Origin of the sequence: Rhizobium sp. CF142 (assembly GCF_000281145.1) — a bacterium.
GTDB lineage: Bacteria > Pseudomonadota > Alphaproteobacteria > Rhizobiales > Rhizobiaceae > Rhizobium.
In genome coordinates, this window is the sequence record NZ_AJWE01000091.1 from 46,375 (window position 1) to 63,019 (window position 16,645).

At 60.6% G+C, this 16,645-nt stretch carries 16 protein-coding genes and 1 tRNA gene; 9 read left to right on the plus strand and 8 right to left on the minus strand.

The features are described 5' to 3' along the window. The first annotated feature begins 2 nt into the window (after positions 1-2). The 5 genes from PMI11_RS18485 to PMI11_RS37720 all read left to right on the plus strand — a co-directional run bounded on the left by PMI11_RS18485 (position 3) and on the right by PMI11_RS37720 (position 4,563). Positions 3-1,172: a glycosyltransferase family 4 protein gene (locus PMI11_RS18485; protein ID WP_007819912.1), complete on the plus strand. Its 1,170-nt coding sequence runs from the start codon at positions 3-5 to the stop codon at positions 1,170-1,172. 55 nt (positions 1,173-1,227) lie between these two features. Then, a complete protein-coding gene (locus PMI11_RS18490) occupies positions 1,228-2,790 on the plus strand; it encodes an undecaprenyl-phosphate glucose phosphotransferase (RefSeq protein WP_007819914.1) in 1,563 nt (520 codons plus the stop codon). Continuing rightward, the gene (locus PMI11_RS18495) at positions 2,787-4,061 is read left to right on the plus strand and encodes an O-antigen ligase family protein (protein ID WP_007819916.1); all 1,275 of its coding nucleotides are present in this window, start codon (positions 2,787-2,789) and stop codon (positions 4,059-4,061) included. The genes PMI11_RS18490 and PMI11_RS18495 overlap by 4 nt, the downstream gene beginning before the upstream one ends. Continuing rightward, positions 4,058-4,351 carry a helix-turn-helix domain-containing protein gene (locus tag PMI11_RS18500; protein ID WP_007819918.1) on the plus strand — a complete coding sequence of 98 codons (294 nt, stop codon included), beginning with the start codon at positions 4,058-4,060 and terminating at the stop codon, positions 4,349-4,351. Before PMI11_RS18495 ends, PMI11_RS18500 begins: the two co-directional genes overlap by 4 nt. Before the next feature lie 62 nt (positions 4,352-4,413). After that, positions 4,414-4,563: a hypothetical protein gene (locus PMI11_RS37720; RefSeq protein ID WP_007819921.1), complete on the plus strand. Its 150-nt coding sequence runs from the start codon at positions 4,414-4,416 to the stop codon at positions 4,561-4,563. A 47-nt stretch (positions 4,564-4,610) separates the two neighbouring features. Here PMI11_RS37720 and PMI11_RS18510 read toward each other — a convergent pair whose 3' ends face one another. Further along, positions 4,611-4,823: a hypothetical protein gene (locus PMI11_RS18510; RefSeq protein ID WP_007819927.1), complete on the minus strand. Its 213-nt coding sequence runs from the start codon at positions 4,821-4,823 to the stop codon at positions 4,611-4,613. A 187-nt stretch (positions 4,824-5,010) separates the two neighbouring features. Between PMI11_RS18510 and PMI11_RS18515 the strand changes: the two genes are divergently transcribed. After that, positions 5,011-5,244 (plus strand): DUF982 domain-containing protein, encoded by a 234-nt coding sequence (locus PMI11_RS18515; RefSeq protein WP_007819932.1) that lies wholly within the window; start codon positions 5,011-5,013, stop codon positions 5,242-5,244. Positions 5,245-5,271: 27 nt separating this feature from the next. Here the strand turns inward: PMI11_RS18515 and PMI11_RS18520 are convergent, their stop codons facing one another. Then, positions 5,272-5,493: a hypothetical protein gene (locus tag PMI11_RS18520; RefSeq protein WP_007819934.1), complete on the minus strand. Its 222-nt coding sequence runs from the start codon at positions 5,491-5,493 to the stop codon at positions 5,272-5,274. A gap of 524 nt (positions 5,494-6,017) precedes the next feature. On the opposite strand from PMI11_RS18520, the gene PMI11_RS18525 reads away from it, so the two are divergent. Further along, positions 6,018-6,094: transfer RNA gene (locus PMI11_RS18525), tRNA-Pro, on the plus strand. A gap of 60 nt (positions 6,095-6,154) precedes the next feature. Here the strand turns inward: PMI11_RS18525 and PMI11_RS18530 are convergent. Then, positions 6,155-6,397, minus strand: coding sequence for a hypothetical protein (locus PMI11_RS18530; protein ID WP_007819936.1), 243 nt, complete (start codon positions 6,395-6,397; stop codon positions 6,155-6,157). A gap of 46 nt (positions 6,398-6,443) precedes the next feature. Between PMI11_RS18530 and PMI11_RS18535 the strand changes: the two genes are divergently transcribed. Beyond that, on the plus strand, positions 6,444-6,755 hold the full coding sequence (locus PMI11_RS18535) for a hypothetical protein (protein WP_007819938.1): 312 nt from the start codon (positions 6,444-6,446) through the stop codon (positions 6,753-6,755). A gap of 217 nt (positions 6,756-6,972) precedes the next feature. Then, on the plus strand, positions 6,973-7,593 hold the full coding sequence (locus PMI11_RS18540; protein ID WP_007819940.1) for an outer membrane protein: 621 nt from the start codon (positions 6,973-6,975) through the stop codon (positions 7,591-7,593). Positions 7,594-7,628: 35 nt separating this feature from the next. Here the strand turns inward: PMI11_RS18540 and PMI11_RS18545 are convergent, their stop codons facing one another. The 5 genes from PMI11_RS18545 to bcsA form a co-directional block, all read right to left on the minus strand. Then, positions 7,629-8,297, minus strand: a complete 669-nt coding sequence (locus tag PMI11_RS18545; RefSeq protein WP_007819942.1) for an HAD family hydrolase — start codon at positions 8,295-8,297, stop codon at positions 7,629-7,631. 174 nt (positions 8,298-8,471) lie between these two features. Then, positions 8,472-10,892 (minus strand): tetratricopeptide repeat protein, encoded by a 2,421-nt coding sequence (locus PMI11_RS18550; RefSeq protein ID WP_007819944.1) that lies wholly within the window; start codon positions 10,890-10,892, stop codon positions 8,472-8,474. Next, positions 10,889-11,935 carry a glycosyl hydrolase family 8 gene (locus PMI11_RS18555; protein WP_007819947.1) on the minus strand — a complete coding sequence of 349 codons (1,047 nt, stop codon included), beginning with the start codon at positions 11,933-11,935 and terminating at the stop codon, positions 10,889-10,891. The genes PMI11_RS18550 and PMI11_RS18555 overlap by 4 nt, the downstream gene beginning before the upstream one ends. Beyond that, positions 11,932-14,430: a cellulose biosynthesis cyclic di-GMP-binding regulatory protein BcsB gene (locus tag PMI11_RS18560; protein WP_007819950.1), complete on the minus strand. Its 2,499-nt coding sequence runs from the start codon at positions 14,428-14,430 to the stop codon at positions 11,932-11,934. Before PMI11_RS18560 ends, PMI11_RS18555 begins: the two co-directional genes overlap by 4 nt. Next, positions 14,427-16,625 carry a UDP-forming cellulose synthase catalytic subunit gene (bcsA, locus tag PMI11_RS18565; protein ID WP_007819952.1) on the minus strand — a complete coding sequence of 733 codons (2,199 nt, stop codon included), beginning with the start codon at positions 16,623-16,625 and terminating at the stop codon, positions 14,427-14,429. The genes PMI11_RS18560 and bcsA overlap by 4 nt, the downstream gene beginning before the upstream one ends. Positions 16,626-16,645 lie beyond the last annotated feature (20 nt).

Sequence of the window (16,645 nt, forward strand, 5' to 3'; positions counted from 1 at the left end):
TGATGGAAGAACAGAGGCCCCTCCGCATTCTTCACTGCTTCCGATCGCCGGTCGGCGGAATTTTCCGCCATGTCCGCGATCTGGTGGAGGAACACAGCCGGGCGGGCCACGAAATCGGCATCATCTGCGACAGCTCGACCGGCGGCGAATATGAGGACCGTCTCTTCGACGATATCCGTCCTTATCTTTCGCTCGGCCTGACGCGTATTCCGATACGGCGCTCCATCAGCCCGGCTGATGCCATGGTACTCTGGAACACATTCAAGGAAATCAGGAGTTTGCGGCCGGATGTGCTGCATGGGCACGGCGCCAAGGGCGGCGTGCTTGCGCGGCTTGCCGGCTCAGCCCTGCGGGTCAACAGGTATCGCGTAGCCCGCCTCTATACCGCGCATGGCGGAAGCCTGCATTATTCCCGCGCCTCCATGCTCGGCCAGTTCGTGCTGCGCATGGAGCGACTGCAGGAATATTTCACCGATGCGCTCGTCTTCATCTGCGAATATGAACGCCAGACCTATGCGACCAAGGTGGGGCGGCCGCGGGTCACCAACCGTCTGATCTATAACGGCATCGGCGCGCGGGACTTTTCAGACATCCCGACCCGCTCCGATGCCGTGCACTTCATTTATGTCGGCATGCTGCGCGACCTCAAAGGCCCGGATCTCTTCATTGATGCCTTCGCCAAGACCGAGCGCCTGCTCGGCCGACCGCTTTCGGCGCTGATGATCGGCGACGGGCCGGAACGCGACCGTTATCGCGAGATGATGGTGGAGCGCGGCCTCGGCAAGCGCATCGGTATGCTGCCGGCCATGCGCGTGAAGGATGCCTTCTCCATGGCGCAGAACCTCGTCGTTCCCTCCCGCGCCGAAGCCATGCCCTATATCGTTCTGGAGGGCCTCGGCGCCGGCAAGACCGTCATCGCGTCGCGCGTTGGCGGCATTCCCGAGGTGCTCGGCGCCGATAGTCCCGCACTGGTGGCACCGGGAGATTCCGACGATCTGGCGCGGGTGATGGCGGAAGCCCTGACGGTACCCGGCTGGCACGACAAGGTCATGCCCTCTCCCGACACGGTCAAATCGGTCTTTTCCGCGTCGGTCATGGCGCGCGAAGTGCTGAAACTCTACGGCGAACTTGTTAATCCCGCTGCGGCACAGGCGATCCCGGCCGCCTCGTAAATGTTTCTTAGGGGCTTTCTGTTATCCCGCTCACATCAACGAGCGATGAAGCCCCATGAACAAGCTGGAAAAGAGCGGACAGTTCGACGTCGAAGCCCTGCGCAAGCAGGTCTCCGATACGGAGACGCGCAACGACGCCTCCAAGCATGCTGCCGGCGAGACGCTTGGTATCAATCCCTATGCACGTCAGATCGCCGAACAGTTCCGAGACGGAACCTATTCGCCGACGATCATCATCGGCCAGTTGCGGCTGCTGGAATTCCTGACACAGTTCGTCATCGGCCTTGCCGCCTTCTATTTCGCGTCTGGCGACGGCAGCGACAGCATGCTGATGCGGGTCGTCATGGCGGCAATCGTTTCGGCATTGACCGTCGTAGCGCTTCAGCTTGCCGATACCTATTCCATTCCGGCTCTCAGAGCCCGCGTCCGGTATCTGCCGCATGCCTTCGCAGCATTCGCCATCGTCTTCGTGCTGACAACAGGCGCTTTCTCGCTTCTGCGCGGTCTCAGCGCTGCAACTGCGGAATCCTATGGCATCTGGTTTGTTGCAGGCGCGCTCTTCCTGGTTATCGAGCGCTTCCTTGTGGCACAGGGCATGCGCAACTGGGCGCGCAACGGTATCATGGAGCGCCGCGCCGTCATCGTCGGCGGCGGCGAGCCGGCCAAGGAACTGATCCGTATGCTGGAGCAGCAGGCGGATAACGACATCCGTGTCTGCGGCATCTTCGACGATCGTGGCGAGAAACGCTCGCCGATCATGGTCGCCGGCTATCCGAAGCTCGGCACGGTGAGCGAACTCGTGGAATTCGTGCGGATGACGCGCATCGACATGCTGATCATCGCACTGCCGCTCTCTGCCGAAGCCCGCATCTTCGAACTTTTGAAAAAACTCTGGGTGCTGCCGGTCGACATCCGCCTCGCCGCACACGCAAATCGCCTGCGTTTCCGCCCGCGTGCCTATTCGCATGTCGGCGCCGTGCCAATGCTCGACATCTTCAAGAAGCCGATCCGCGACTGGGATTCCGTTGCCAAACGCGCATTCGATATCTTCTTCACCATCATCGCTCTCTGCCTGCTCTGGCCCGTCATGGTGGCGACAGCCATTGCCGTGAAGGCGACGTCGGAAGGACCTGTTTTCTTCATGCAGAAGCGCCATGGCTTCAACAATGAAGTCATCAATATCTTCAAGTTCCGCTCCATGTACACCAACATGAGCGATCCGACGGCAAAGGCCGCCGTTACCAAGGGCGATCCGCGCGTCACCCGTGTCGGCCGCTTCATCCGCAAGACCTCGATCGACGAATTGCCGCAGCTCTTCAACGTGCTGAAGGGTGAGCTTTCGCTGGTAGGGCCGCGTCCGCACGCCGTGCTCGCCCAGGCGCACGATCGCGCTTTCGCCGATATTGTCGACGGCTATTTTGCCCGCCACCGCGTCAAACCCGGCGTCACCGGCTGGGCGCAGATCAACGGCTGGCGCGGCGAAGTGGACAATGACGAAAAAATCAAGTTCCGCACGGCCTACGACCTTTATTACATCGAGAACTGGTCGCTCTGGTTCGACCTCAAGATCCTGTTCCTGACGCCTATCCGGCTGCTCAATACGGAAAACGCCTATTGAGCGCGATCGACGCCTCCTCTGTGCGCGTAGCCCAGCCGCAACGGCTGACGCTCCGCCTCATCGGCTCGGCGGCGGTCGCTTTCGGCGTCTTTCTTTCCGGCTTCGTCATCGACGAGCCGGCGCCTTATGAATTGTGGATGGCAGGACTGATCGGCCTGTGGTTCATACTCGGCCTGAAAATATCCCGCACCACCGCGCCGCTGCTGGCGCTGCTGCTGACCTTCAACATCGGCGGCATGCTGTCGCTCACCCAAATGCGGGACCTGGCGACCGGCCCGATGTATATTGCCGTCTCCACCTTCCTGGCGCTGACTTCCATCTTCTATGCCGCGATCATCGAAGACAGCCACAAGCGGCTGCCGCTGATCTTCAATGCCTGGAGCTTTGCGGCCGTTATCACTTCCCTGCTCGGCATCCTCGGCTATTTCCACGCCTTTCCGGGCTCGGAAGTCTTCACGCTTTACGACCGCGCCAAGGGCGCTTTCCAGGATCCGAACGTTTTCGGCCCCTTCCTCGTGCCGCCGGGGCTTTATCTCGTCCACGGCATCCTCGCCGGCAGCCTCAGAACCTTGCCGATCAAGGCGGGAGCGCTGCTCATCCTGGCGCTCGGCATCTTCCTCTCCTTTTCGCGCGCCGCCTGGGGTCTTTTCGCCATCACGGTGTTGGTGCTGATCTTCATCATGCTCTTGAAGGAGCGCAGCGGCGCCTTCCGGCTCAGGGTGCTGATCCTGTCGCTCGGCGCGATCATCCTGATGGTGGCCTCGCTACTGATCGCGCTGCAGGTTCCCAAGGTCAGCGAGCTCTTCTCCGCCCGCGCCCAGCTCGTGCAGCAATATGACGGTGAGCACCTCGGCCGTTTCGACCGCCATCGCATCGGCTTCCAGATGATGATGGAACGGCCGCTCGGTATCGGGCCTCTGGTCTTCGGCACCATGTTTCCGGAAGACGAGCACAATATCTGGCTGAAGTCGCTGACCACCTACGGCTGGCTGGGTTTCGTCAGCTATGTCGGCATGCTGTGCTGGACGCTCACTCTCGGCTTCCGCAACATGCTGCTCGACCGGCCATGGCAGCCTTTCCTCATGGTCGCGTGGATCTCCGTTCTCGGCCATGCGGCGATCGGCAACGTCATCGATATCGACCACTGGCGCCACGTTTACCTGCTGTTCGGCATCGTCTGGGGCTGCGCGGCGCTGGAAGTTCGCCACAAGCGCTTGGGCCGCTCACAAACACTTGAGAAGTTCCGCAAAGGCGCTAAATTTCCGGCATGATTACAGGGACACAGATACGCGGCGCACGCGCCATGATCGGCATGAGCATCGAGGAGCTCGCAACTCATGCCGGGCTTTCCGTAGAAACAGTCCAGGCGCTGGAAAACGGCGAATGGACCGGCGAGACGCGCGCGACGATCGACGTGCGCAACACGCTGGAAGCCCACGGCATCATCTTCATCGCCAGCGGCAATCAGGATGAGGGCGGCCCCGGCATACGCCTGCGCGCCCGCAGCTCCAACGATGACGGCATCCGGCCGGAAAACCTCAACGCTGCCAACGACGATTGACGGAACCAAGCGCCGTCTCAGGCGTTTCGGCTGTCCTGTCAATGTGTTGGGGGTAGCCTGTCTTGAATCGCAATAGCGGTCTTTACCTTGTCATCGGCGCGCTTGTCGTCTTGGTTGTCGGCCTCGGTGCCTACATCTTCCATGAGGAGAGTAAGCCTGAGGGCATCGAGATGAGTATCGGCAAGAACGGTGTCTCGATCGAGCAGAACTGAACTCAGAGCCCTTTCTGCTCAGCGCAAAGCATTCTGATTGGGAAGCTTTAGAGATAGGTCTTGGCGAGAATGGTCAGCTTGCCGCTGTCCTTCACGCCTTGCTTGTAAAGCTGGATGATGGCTGCGCCGATCCTATCGGCCTCCGGCGTGCGGGGGGCGATGCCGCTGTCATCGCAAATCTGGTTCAGAACCTGTGACAGCAGGTCGATATCTTCCGAAAAGAGCGGTAGATCCTGGGGATGAACTGACGATTTCAACATCGCGCTGCATTTCCCTCAGAGGGCAATAACGCATCATTCTGCGCAGCCGACGCCCTCCCTGCCAGCCATGTTCTTATTATGCGCGTGGCCTAAAACTTTAGCAACTGCGCAAATCAAAATCGTCGGGAACAATCTCTTGTCTCGCGCGTTACAGGGCCGTTTGGAATTCATATGGAATGAGAGAGCCGTGAGCGAAAAACGCTTCCCCTCGCCCGTGAGGGTCAAATTTCCAAACAGCAGCTTCATCGTTTCAACCGCCTGGGAAGCGGTCGAATATCTCAAGCGCTGGCCGGCCAATCGCGGCCGCGAATATCGCATAGCACTCCAGCACTGCCTTGATGCAATGGACGGACTGAGAAGCCCGCGCGCGGCACAGGTGTCTTTCGCGATGGCTGCCAGGACAGCCTGGCTGCTGGTATGAGGATTGATAGGCCGGTCAGAATTCGGCTCAGAATTTCAGCCGGCCGCTCGCCTGATGAAGCTGATACTGACTGAAGCCTTCGACAATCACCTTGGCGCCAACCTCGGCGACATGCTCTTCGGCAAGTTCCGCTAGCGCAAGGGCAACCTCCCCTTCCGGCCAGCCGGCGTTCACGGCTTCATCAGCGAGAGCCTTGAATGCAGCGGCAAGGCTCTGCCGGCAATCCTGTGTCTTATTGTCGATCGTCATAAGCCCGAAACTATGCTTTTCTACGATTTCTCTTCATTACACCCTCAGCAACAAAATTGCGAATAAATTTCAATTTTCAAATAATCCAAGATTGGGACAATCGTGCACATCAGCTTCAATCATAGGTAGATATTCGTCCAAATATGAAATAAATCCTCTCCCTAAGCGGATATATTTGACGGAAATATTAAAGAAATAGTTTACCGAAAATTTAGCATCTCAAAAACTACAACCTAAACCTCATATTATTCCGGCAAAGGTCGACCCAGCTTAGCACCGCATTGCTTATGGGCGGGAGGATTTCCATGCTGCGCCGTCGTATGCAAGGATTTTTGCCGCTTTGCGCGGACTTTTTTCAGCAGTCAGCGGCGAATTGCGAGGCCTCTGGACGGCACCAGAGAGGCAGGACAAAAGCTCCTCAGGAGACATTCTCTTGGACAAGTTCCGTTTTATGATCACGGCGGCATTTTTCCCTTGCGTCCAAAAACCGAAAAGTCTAACAGAAGCAAGCCGTTTCGGCAGGTCGGGGCGTAGCGCAGCCCGGTAGCGCACTTGACTGGGGGTCAAGGGGTCGCTGGTTCGAGTCCAGTCGCCCCGACCATTTAATCCCTTGAAATCTCAGTCTTTCCGTATCTCGCAAGAGTGAGGGCGCGGCGCGTCCTCAGCGTGATTCATCCGTCCATATGCGGCGCTCGCCGCGGTAGATGTACCGGCCCGAGCCTTGGCGGGTGTTATCGCGGTAATAATCGCGGCGATTGCGGTTGCGATCGTCACCGGCGCAGCGCTCAGGAAAGCGACGGCAATCCTGGTAGTTTTGCTCGTTGACACGCGGATTTCTCGGATCGACAGCCATTGCATTACCGGCAAGCATTGCTAAAGCTAGGGCAAGAACGATCCTGATCATTTCACTCTCTTCAATTTCCTGCAGACCATTGCCTGGAGTTTACCACATGCTGCCAAGCCGCTCACTTCTCATCGGCGTGATCGTGACGCTGGCCTCCTCGCATACCGCATTGGCAGAAAACGTCAAATTCCGGAACGCCAAGGAAAACGAAATCCGTCAGCTTCTGAAGGGCGCCAGCGACTTGCGGAAGGCCTCGAACGGCTATGAATATCGTCAAGGCAATAAGAACGGCTACAAAATCTCAGACGGTCAGATCTGCGTTCTTTTCCCCAACAAGCAGACTGACTGCATTTCGATCAAGACGGACGGCAACGTACTTCAGATGATCGACAACAAGGGCAATCGTATCAAGCTCTGAGCCTTGCCGGCTTCTGTCCTGCCGATCGGGCCGGATCCACCCCCGGTCGGACCGGAATCCCCTTCCCCGGAACCTTTCCCCAAAGACCGCGTTGGAAACGCATGCTTTTGCGGGCCTCTTGCCCGCAGCCGCGTGTGCCATGCGCCGATGCGGTTTCTGTCCGAGGCAGTCGGATCTCAAACGAGTTTTCTGCCGGCTCTTTCCGGCAGGGGGAATCATGAAACGTCGCTTCGGATCCGCCGCAGTCGCCAGCTTCCTCGTCGCCGGCTCGGCCATGGCGGCCGATGCCATCGATGAGGTACCAGCCGCACCGGCAGCCGAGATCGCGCCGGTCTTCACATGGACGGGCTTCTATGCCGGTGTCGGTGGCGGGCCAACCTGGGCCAATGGCGATTTCGACGTCTTTTCCGAAGACATGAATGGTGGCCTGATCACTGGCTTCGTCGGCTATAACTGGCAGCTCGACAACAATTTCGTCTTCGGTATCGAAGGTGACGTTTCCTATAACTGGGACAAGGCCGATGTCGGCCCGTTTGAAGTCGGCCTCGAAACTGCCGGCTCCGTCCGAGCCCGGATCGGCTATGCGATCGATCGCGCTCTGATCTATGGCGCGGCAGGATGGAGGGGCGCGCAGGTCCATATCGACGGCCCCGCCGGTAGCGACAGGGATACGCTATCAGGCTGGACGATCGGCGCGGGCGTCGACTATGCCTTCACCAATAACGTCTTCGGCCGGCTGGAATATCGCTACAATGATTACGGCAGCGCCAATCTTCTCGGGCTCGACGGCGACATCGACCAGCATGTCGTTATGATCGGCCTGGGCTATAAATTCTGAAGCCCTCTGCCTTCAAGACTATTCAGGCTGCCACACTATGCGGCTGAGAGCGCGAGTTTACCATCCGCCGCCACATGCGGCTGCCATGCGGCGTAATTGGCGATGGTGAAATGCGGTGTCTCGAAGGGCGTCGCATGGGTTTCGGTGATGACGGTGACATCGGCTCCGGCACCCTCGCCGGCAAGAATGCCTGCAACCGCATCCTCGAATACCAGGCAGCGAGCGGGATCGACGCCAAGGCGGCTCGCGCCGAGCAGATAGCATTCCGGGCTCGGCTTGCCTGACGAGACTTCCTCGCCGCTGACGATCATCTTCGGCATGGGAATGCCTGCGGCTGCCATGCGGCGGAGGGCGAGCTCGATCGGCGCCGAAGTGACAATCCCCCAGCGATCCGCGGGCAGTGCATTCAGGAAGCGGATGGAGCCCGGAATCTCGACGATGCCCTCGAAATCCTCCATCTCCTCCTTCAGAAGCAGCTTTGCCTCAGCAATCGGATCGACGCCGGGAAGGCCGAGCTGGCGAATGCTATCGGATGCCCGAACCCCGTGGATGGTCTTCAAAAGAACCTCAGGCTCGAACCCATGGCGGAGCCCCCACTCGCTCCAGACGCGCTCGACGACGGCGATGGAGTTCAGCACGGTGCCGTCCATATCGAAGAGGAAGGCATCGTAGGTCTTGTCGAGAACGCGATGGGAAGTGGACAAAGGAGGGTTCCTTGCGAAGCGGAAAGCCGTCAGGCCTTCCGCGACTAGCCGAGCGCAGGAGCGGCGTCAACCCAAAGCATGTCGCGCAAAACTGTGCAGCGGTTCTGAGATAACGACATTGGCCCAACAGAGACCTAAAGCCTGGCGAGTGAATCTAAGAGGTCGCGACGCGCTTTAGTCGTTGACCTCGGGATGGGTGATGCTCCTCACATCAGCAAGGCCGCGTGTGGCATCGCGGTTGCCGGTAGCAGCCGCAGCCTCGAAAACGCGCGTGGCGTCACCATACATCTTCAGATTCATGTAGCTGTAGCCACGAAGCACCATGAGATCGACGCGCTCCTGCTGCAATTGGGCGCGCTGGTCGAGAAAAATGAGCGCTTCGCGATAGCGTCCGCCTTCGAAGGCAGCAAGCGCGCGATCGGCAAGGATCGCCACCTGCAGTTCGGAGGCACGGTCGCGGTTCTGCGGTGCCTTGGTGGCCGCGACTGCAGCACTGTTGGAAAGCCCGGCGCGCAGATAGGCAAGGCTCTGGCCGTAGGCGGCATCCTCACGCTCCTTGCGCACAGGACTTGCAAGCGCCGCCTCGAAAGCCCTCACCGCCTCCATAGGCCTGTTGATGTCCATCAGGCACCAGCCGCGTGTCAGCGCATCGCCGGGATTGAGGCGGGTGGGATCGATGGTTGTGGAGCATCCGCGAAGCTGGCGCGGACCACGCTCGACTGCAACCGTCTGCATGACCCTGGCGGGCCTTGCCGGCGCAACGGGCTGGGCCTGCACTTGGGATTGCTGGGATTGGAATTGCGCGGGGGGCTGAGGCTCCGACTGGAAGGCCGCACTGCGTTCGGTCGGCGCAGACTGGACTTGCGGTGCCGCGGGCTGAACTACCGGCTGCGGCTCTACCGCAGAACCGGGGGCCGGCAATGGAGCATTGGTTCGGGAGCCGGCAGACGTATCGTTCAACGTGGCAATGCGGGGCGAACGACCGGCCCAGAGACGCTGAATCTCGGCAACCCCAGCACGGTCGTTCAACTGCTGGCGGGTAACGGCAAGGCCATAGGCTGAGGGTTCGTCATCCGGCTTCCAGCGCAGTCCCGTCTCGAACCAGCGAGCGGCAGTCTGGAACTGGTTCAACGAACGGGCATACCAGCCGAACTGTTGGGCCGTCGGCACGTATTTCTGCTCGATGATCGTAGCGGCGATGCGACCGAGCACCTCCTCGCTCAGATCGGCCGGCGGCTGCAGGGCCATCAGATTCGCGGTCGCGGCAAGATAGGTGGCGGTCGCATCCTTGGAATCGTCACGCCATTTATACATGACGTCTTCCGCTTCCTGCGGCGACTTGCGGGCAATCAGCGCCAGCGCCAGGCCCTGCGAGGCAACAGCGGAATCCTGCTTCTCATGAGCGATGCGGAACCACTTTTCGGCATCCGCCGCGTTGTTGCGGCGAAGCTGATACCAGCCGAGCAGCAGCGCGTCCGACGGTAGCCCCTGCTCTTTGGCAAGCCTCTCGACGCGAGAGATATAATCGGAAGCGACTTCGAGCTTGGGATTGTCGTTGCCATCGGCAACAAAGCGGCGGGCAAGATCATCGCGCAGGCTGTCGAATTCTCTGACACCATTGGCATCTGCAGGTTTTTCGAGAGAAAGCAGCGCCTGCATCGAACCATATGGCAGAAGAGCGGCAGCCTTCTGGATCGTCGCCACGCGTTCGGCCGGCTCGGTGCAATTCTTCAGGATGTAGGTATAGGCATCCTGCCCGCGCTGCTGCCTGTTCGTCTCAACAAATGCTTCGGCGACGCGCCAGAGCACGTCTATCTCGGCGCAGGTCAGCAGGCTCGGCGTTTCGGCTGCGATATCGATGACCGTCGCATATTGCTTGAGATCGGAAGCATTGATGAGCCGGGTTCGAGATTCGGCAACGTCCAGGCGGTCGAGCAGGTCGGCAGGCGGTTGCCAGCTTTCGGCGGCCTGACGATCGGCGATCGCCTTGCGCAGCTCGGCATAGCGGCCCTCCGAATAAAGCTGCCACATGTTTTCGAGTTGCCGGTCGCCGTTCTGCGGAATGGCAAGCGGATCGGCAGGCGGCACCCAATTCGGATAGAGCGCCTGAAGGCGGGAGATTTCCGCCTGCAGGCGAAGCTTGTCGCCGCGGCTTGCGAAATAACGAAGGGCGCTTACGTCAACGACCGGCTGCTGGCCTGCTGCCGTGCCTGCCGGCGGCGGATTGGCCGGCGTTGTGGCGGCACCAGCAGGAGCCGCTGATGGTGTGGTCTGCGGGACGACCGGAACCGGAGCCGGCTGCTGGGGCTGATTTGTCTGGGCTTGGCTTGTCTGGATTAGGTCCGTCTGGGCCGGGCTCTGGGGCCGATCGGCGGAATTATCCTGTGTCGCGGCCTGGATTCGTTCCGCTACGGTCTGCACGTCGATCAGCTGATTGGAGGGCGTATCCGGCCCTTTGATGCGCCCCATCATCATGAGTTCGGGGGTCCTGCCACCAAAGCCGAAACGTTCCTGCAATGCTTCACGGTCCTTCAGCCCGGCGATGAGAGTCGCCACCAGGACTGCTGCCGTTACCGCCACAACAGAAGATTTCACAGACACTCCGGATGCTTCTCCCCGACATAGGCCAGCCCCAGAAGCTGAAGCGTTGATGGATAATAATAGGCGGGCGCAAATTGCAGCGCTTCGGCAGGAAGTTTGGTTCCGTCTAATACACAGGCCACAACGTGGTTAACAATTTCATAACCAGGATCGGAAAGCTCCGTCTTCGGCTGTCCGGTAGTCAGATCGATGGTGGCGGGCATGCCGTTTGCGGTCATGCCTTCTTTGAGACGCGTCAGCAAAGCCCTGTCGGTCACGCCGCCTCGCGCCAGATAGAGCGGGATGCGGATCGCATTGTAGCCGAACTCGACGTCGAAACCTTCGGCCGGCTGCGGCTGGCGCTTCAGGCTCACCCATTCCGCGGGCAGCTTGCGCGGGCCGAACTGCATGGCCTTGAGCAGTGAGAGACCATCGTCGGCGAGTTTCTGCCACTGATCGGACGGTGCAAGTGCTGCCATGACGGGAAGCGCTTCATAGACCCAGTAAGATGGGTTGATGACAGGGCCATCGTCACGATCCGCGCCGGAGAAGCCTTTCGCACCTGGCATCAGTAGGGTGCGGCCAGCAAAATCGGCTACGGTTTCCGACAGCGACGACTGCGCTATGCGGGTGGCGGCGGTGATATAGTCGGTTCGGTTCCAGGCGGAACCCGCCAGCGCAAGGGCATAGGCGATCAATATGTCGCCATCGGAGGCATTGTTGGTGTCGGTCACATGCGGGGTGGCGGACGGATCCCATTTCCAGACAGCAAGGCCGTCATTACGCAGCAGCAGTTCGGTGCGGGTGAAATACCAGATCTGCTCGAAATCGGCCGGGCTTGCAGCGAGATAGGCGAGCAGCAGGCCATAGCCCTGCCCTTCGCTATGGCTGATATTGCCGTTGCCGTTATCGACGATGCGGCCGCTCGGATCGAGGAACTTCGCCTTATAGGCTGCCCATGCCTCGCTGCTGATCCGCGGCTGCTGGGCAGAGGCCGGCCCACCGGCGAGCGCCAGCATTATCGTGCCTGCCAGCAATCTGGCGATCCAACCCCTCATTTCGACCTGCCGAGCCTTGAGAGCATTCTGGAAGTGGCCAGACCGATCAGCAGCGACAACACGACCAAAAGGAAGGAATAAGAGAGAATATTCGTCGACAGCCAATTGGCAGCAATCAGGCGATAGTTGGCGATCGACAAGCCGCCAGTGGGCACGAAATCGAAGCGCGTGACCGGCACGCTCTCGATTTTGCCGGTGCGGCTGGAATAGGTGGTGATATGGCCCGCGATTTGCGGCCAGTTCATCTGGGCGGTGAGCGCATTCAGCCCCTCGCGCAGGTCTTTGGCCGAGGGCGATGTCACGACGGTCCAGGCACCACCGCCATCCGGGCTCTTGCCCTGAGCGATCATCAAGGTCGTCGCATTCGACGGCGTGAATACTTGTTCGGCATTTGGGACGAACTGCAGCGAGCTAGCGGTGATGTCGAAGTTGCGGCGCAGCCATTCGCGGAACGCCTCTATGCGGCCCTGAAGTGCGCCGCCGGTGATGCGCGAGCGCCATTGCTCCAGCGCCTCGCGATTATCGATTTCCGTAGGCTGTGAATCCGTCACCGGACGCCAGGAAGCCTGGCTGGCGGTTGCGACATTGACCTGGGTGAGCACCGTTGCCGGCATTTGTGAAATCGAGCCGATGAAAATGGCGTTGCGGTCACCGATCACGCCCGGCGAGGCGACGGTCTCGATTGCAATCGGGTGGCCGGCCATGATCGCGAGCTGACCGAGCAGGGTCGCCGCAGCCGAGAGTGTGTCGGCATCGGTACGGTCGATGAACAGCGGCGTCGGATCGGGATTGCGCCCATAGGGGTAGGATGTGCCGGCCATGGCCGCGAGATTCGGACGCTGACCGACGCGGGCGAAATCCGGCATATGAAATTCGGACGTGTCAAAAAGCGCAAAGCGCGGCGCCTGCGAGGCCGTCGCACCGGGGACGCAGGCCGCATCGTCCTCAGTCATCAGAACTGCCTCAATGGCGATCGAATTCAGGCCAGGCTTGAAGTGCCGCATGGTCACGCGGATCGGAAGCTGGCGGAAAATACCGCCGTTGGTCGTGGCGATCGGCACCGTGGAGGCGATGTTGCCGTTCACATAGATGTCGATGTGGCTGCCGGGGAGCACTTTGCTGGAATAGGCGGCATCGAGCAGGATTTTCGCCTCGCCATAGGCATTGGCATAGAAATCGGCCGGCACGGCGACATTGAAGCCGGTGCGGAAGCGGCGGCCGGAGAAATCGACGGTGCGTATGCCGAGCTGCGAAAGCGGGATGCGCGTATCGGCAAAGAGAAGCGGCGCGTCGGGCGCCGTCCAGCGCTGCGTTGTCAGCACGTCGCGGCGTATTTCGGGGGCACGGTCGGTCGGAGACACGATGGTATCGATCGCTGTCGAAACCGCCTGCCAGGATGGACCGCTGATCAGCAGGACGGGCGAACCATTGCGCGGGTCAGTGACAAAGGCGGCGAGTGGTGCGCTTTCAGCGCCCTGGGGAAGGCTGGGGAAGATCGGCCGCAGCTCGGCCGCGGTACCGACGAGCACCGCCATTTTGCCGGGACCACCTGCCGGCAGCACGCCGGCACTGAAGGAAAAGACCTGGTTCGGCATGCCGCTCAGGAGCGACAGGCCCTGCGCCAGACGCAGAAGTGGCTTGGTGGTACCGGGCTGCTCCATGGCCGGAACGACCAGATCGAATTCCGTCTTGCCTGCGCTATCGACACCAATGGCGCGGATCGCATCCGTGCCGGAAAGCTGGCCGGCATCGCGACCGGCAAAGCTCAGATAGGTGCCGGCTGGATCGATGTTCGACCAGAGCTCATAGGTGGAGTCGATATTGCAATCCGTGCGGTGGCGCTGATTGGCTTCGAAGGTGATGAGGTTGGCACCGGGTTGCAGCAGGCCCGGAGGAACGTCGAAGCTGACCGCCGATGGGCTGTCGGGTGAACCGACCTGCTGCTGGCCGATAGCACGGTTGTTGATGAACACGGTCAGCTGCGACACTTCGGGAGCAACGACGATAGCGTTCTGATAGGTGAAAGTGAACCGCGCTTTCGCCGCCGCCTGCTCCGTCGTCAGATAGATCGACCATGATCTGCGGTCATATTCACCAGCGAGGCCGAGTTCGGAGAAGGGCACGATATAGCGCCTGAAATCACCGGTCTGCGGAGCGGCCGCGACAGGACGGACGGCAGGTGGCGCGGCCGGTTGCGGCTGAGCTTGTGCCGGGGCGGAAGGCGTTGCCGGCGCCGGTGCCGCAGGAATAGCGCTGACCGACGGCGCTGCCGGCGCGGGTGCGGGAGGCTGCACTGGCTGCGGAGCAACCGTCTGTGGCACGACGGGAACAGGAGCCGGCGCGGGCTGCGCAGGCTGGGCGGGCAGTCTCAGGCGCGGAGCAACCGGCGGCGCACCTGCCGGACGCTCGCCAGACATGTCGAAAGGGCTGATCTGCGCATAAGCGAGAACCGACGTGCCGACCAGAAAAAGGGAAGCGGCGAAGAGCTTTCTCATCCGGCGTTCACCTTTGCCGCCTGCTGCTGTCGATGCGCTTCACGCTCCGGCCGCATGCTGCGGAAGAAATACACCAGGCCACGGCTCGTCTGGTAGAGCGAGAGGCCGAGGAACCAGACGGTGCCCCTGATGAGGCCGGGATTACGACGGCGAGAGGCCTGGAACTGCGTCCACTGATCGGAATTGGCGAAGATCAGGTCGGCGATCAGGCGGTGATCCAGAGCGCTCTTCGGCTGATACTGGCAGCCGACATTGGTGATATCGCCTGACGGCTCGATGTTGCGGACGATGAGCGGCAAGGTTTCGAGATCGGCGCCGCTATAGGGGCGGAAGCGGATTTCGCCGAGCGCGCCGACCTGCACTGCATCGAAATGCTTGCTGAAGATGTGCAGGCGCGCGCCGTGGACGGAGACGTCCTCGATGGAGGCCGTGTACCACTGGTCGCCGACGCCGAATTCGCAGCGGCGGTTGACGCGCACGCGGCGGGAGGACGCCCTCTCCCCGCGCTCGGAGACGACGCCGAGCGCGCAGCCGGCAAGGATGAGGTTGATGATGTTCCAGCCGCCGACGACGAGGGTGACATCCGCCTTATAGGGTTCGGCATAGATCTTGTAGATGGTGATCGCCACCGCGATGATCTGCACCGCAAAGATCACGAAAAAGGGCCTGCTGATTTCCGACAGGCGGCTGATTGCAATGGATTCGTCCTTTGCAGTGACCTTGAAGGTCGGCTTGCGCGGATTGAGCATGACCGAGACGACAGCCGGCAACAGGTGCACTGTCTGCACATATTCGTAGAGTTCGGAAATCCATGGCCAGCGGAACGATCCGTAGAGATAGTTCTGCATCATCAGGTTCACGATCATATAGGCGAGCGTATAGGCCAGGAACTCGCCGCCGGAGGCTGTGAAGATTTCCAGATCGAAGAAGAGATAGAAGAGCGGCGCGAAGAGGAAGATCGTGCGTGGGAACGGAAACAGCCAGAACAGCGATGAGGACATGTAGCAGAAGCGCTGCGGCAGGGTGAGGCCGCGCTTGAGCAGCGGAAAGCGGAAGCGCAGGATCTGCATCATGCCCTGCGCCCAGCGGCTGCGCTGGCCGATGAAGCTTGCGAAGGTGGCCGGCTGCAAGCCGGCGATCAGTGGCTTGTCGAGATAGATGCTGTTCCAGCCGGCACCATGAAGGGCAAGCGCGGTCTCGCAATCCTCGGTGATGCTGACACCGCTGAAACCGTTGGTGGATTGCAGCGCGCGACGGCTCAGCACCGCTGCCGAACCACAGAAGAAGGCGGCGTTCCATTTGTCGAGGCCGCGCTGGATAATGCCGTAGAACATTTCGTTCTCGCTCGGCATCTTTTCGAAGGTGCGCAGGTTGCGCTCCAGCGGGTCCGGATTGATGAAGAAATGCGGTGTCTGGACAAGGAAGAGCTTCGGGTCATCGTCGAAATAGCCGACCGTCTCCAGAAGGAAGTCGCGCGCCGGCGCGTGGTCAGCGTCGAAAACGGCAATCAGCTCGCCGCTCGAATGCTGCATGCCGTTGTTGAGGTTGCCGGCCTTGGCATGTTCGTTGCGGTCGCGCGTCAGGTAATTGACATCGAGATCGATGCAGAGCTGCTTGAGCTCGGCATGGCGGGCCGCAGCGGCCTGCGCTTCGATCAGCTTACCGGAATTGCGCTTCTGCAACGTGCCGCCATCGTCCAGCAGCCAGACGTGCAGCTTGTCGGCCGGATAATCCATCGCCTTGGCGGCGGCGAGCGTATTGGCAAGAAGGCCGGAATCTTCGTTATAGGACGGCACGAAGACATCGACATGGGGGAAACGTTCGAGCTTGCCGGCGCGCGAAGGACGCGGCGGCAGCGGGGTCGCGACAATGAAGAGCGACAGCGCCAGCATCATCACGCTATACATTTCAGCGAGATAGAGCAGCAGGCCGGGAATGAAGTTGGCGAGCTGGTTGACCGGCGGCAGCGTATTGGTCGTGCGCCAGTAGACATAGCGCAGCACGATGGCCGTACCGAAGGCGAGCGCCACGAGACGCCATGTGCCCTCGCCCTTCAGCACCTTGATGAGCGCCATCACCGTGACGACGGTGATGCTAGCGATGAGCTGGGTCTGCAGATTGACGGGCAGCGTGATCAGCGCGATCACACAAAGCGACACCACAGCCCATATGACAACACTGCCAGCCTTACGCATGAACATTCCTTCGAAATGGC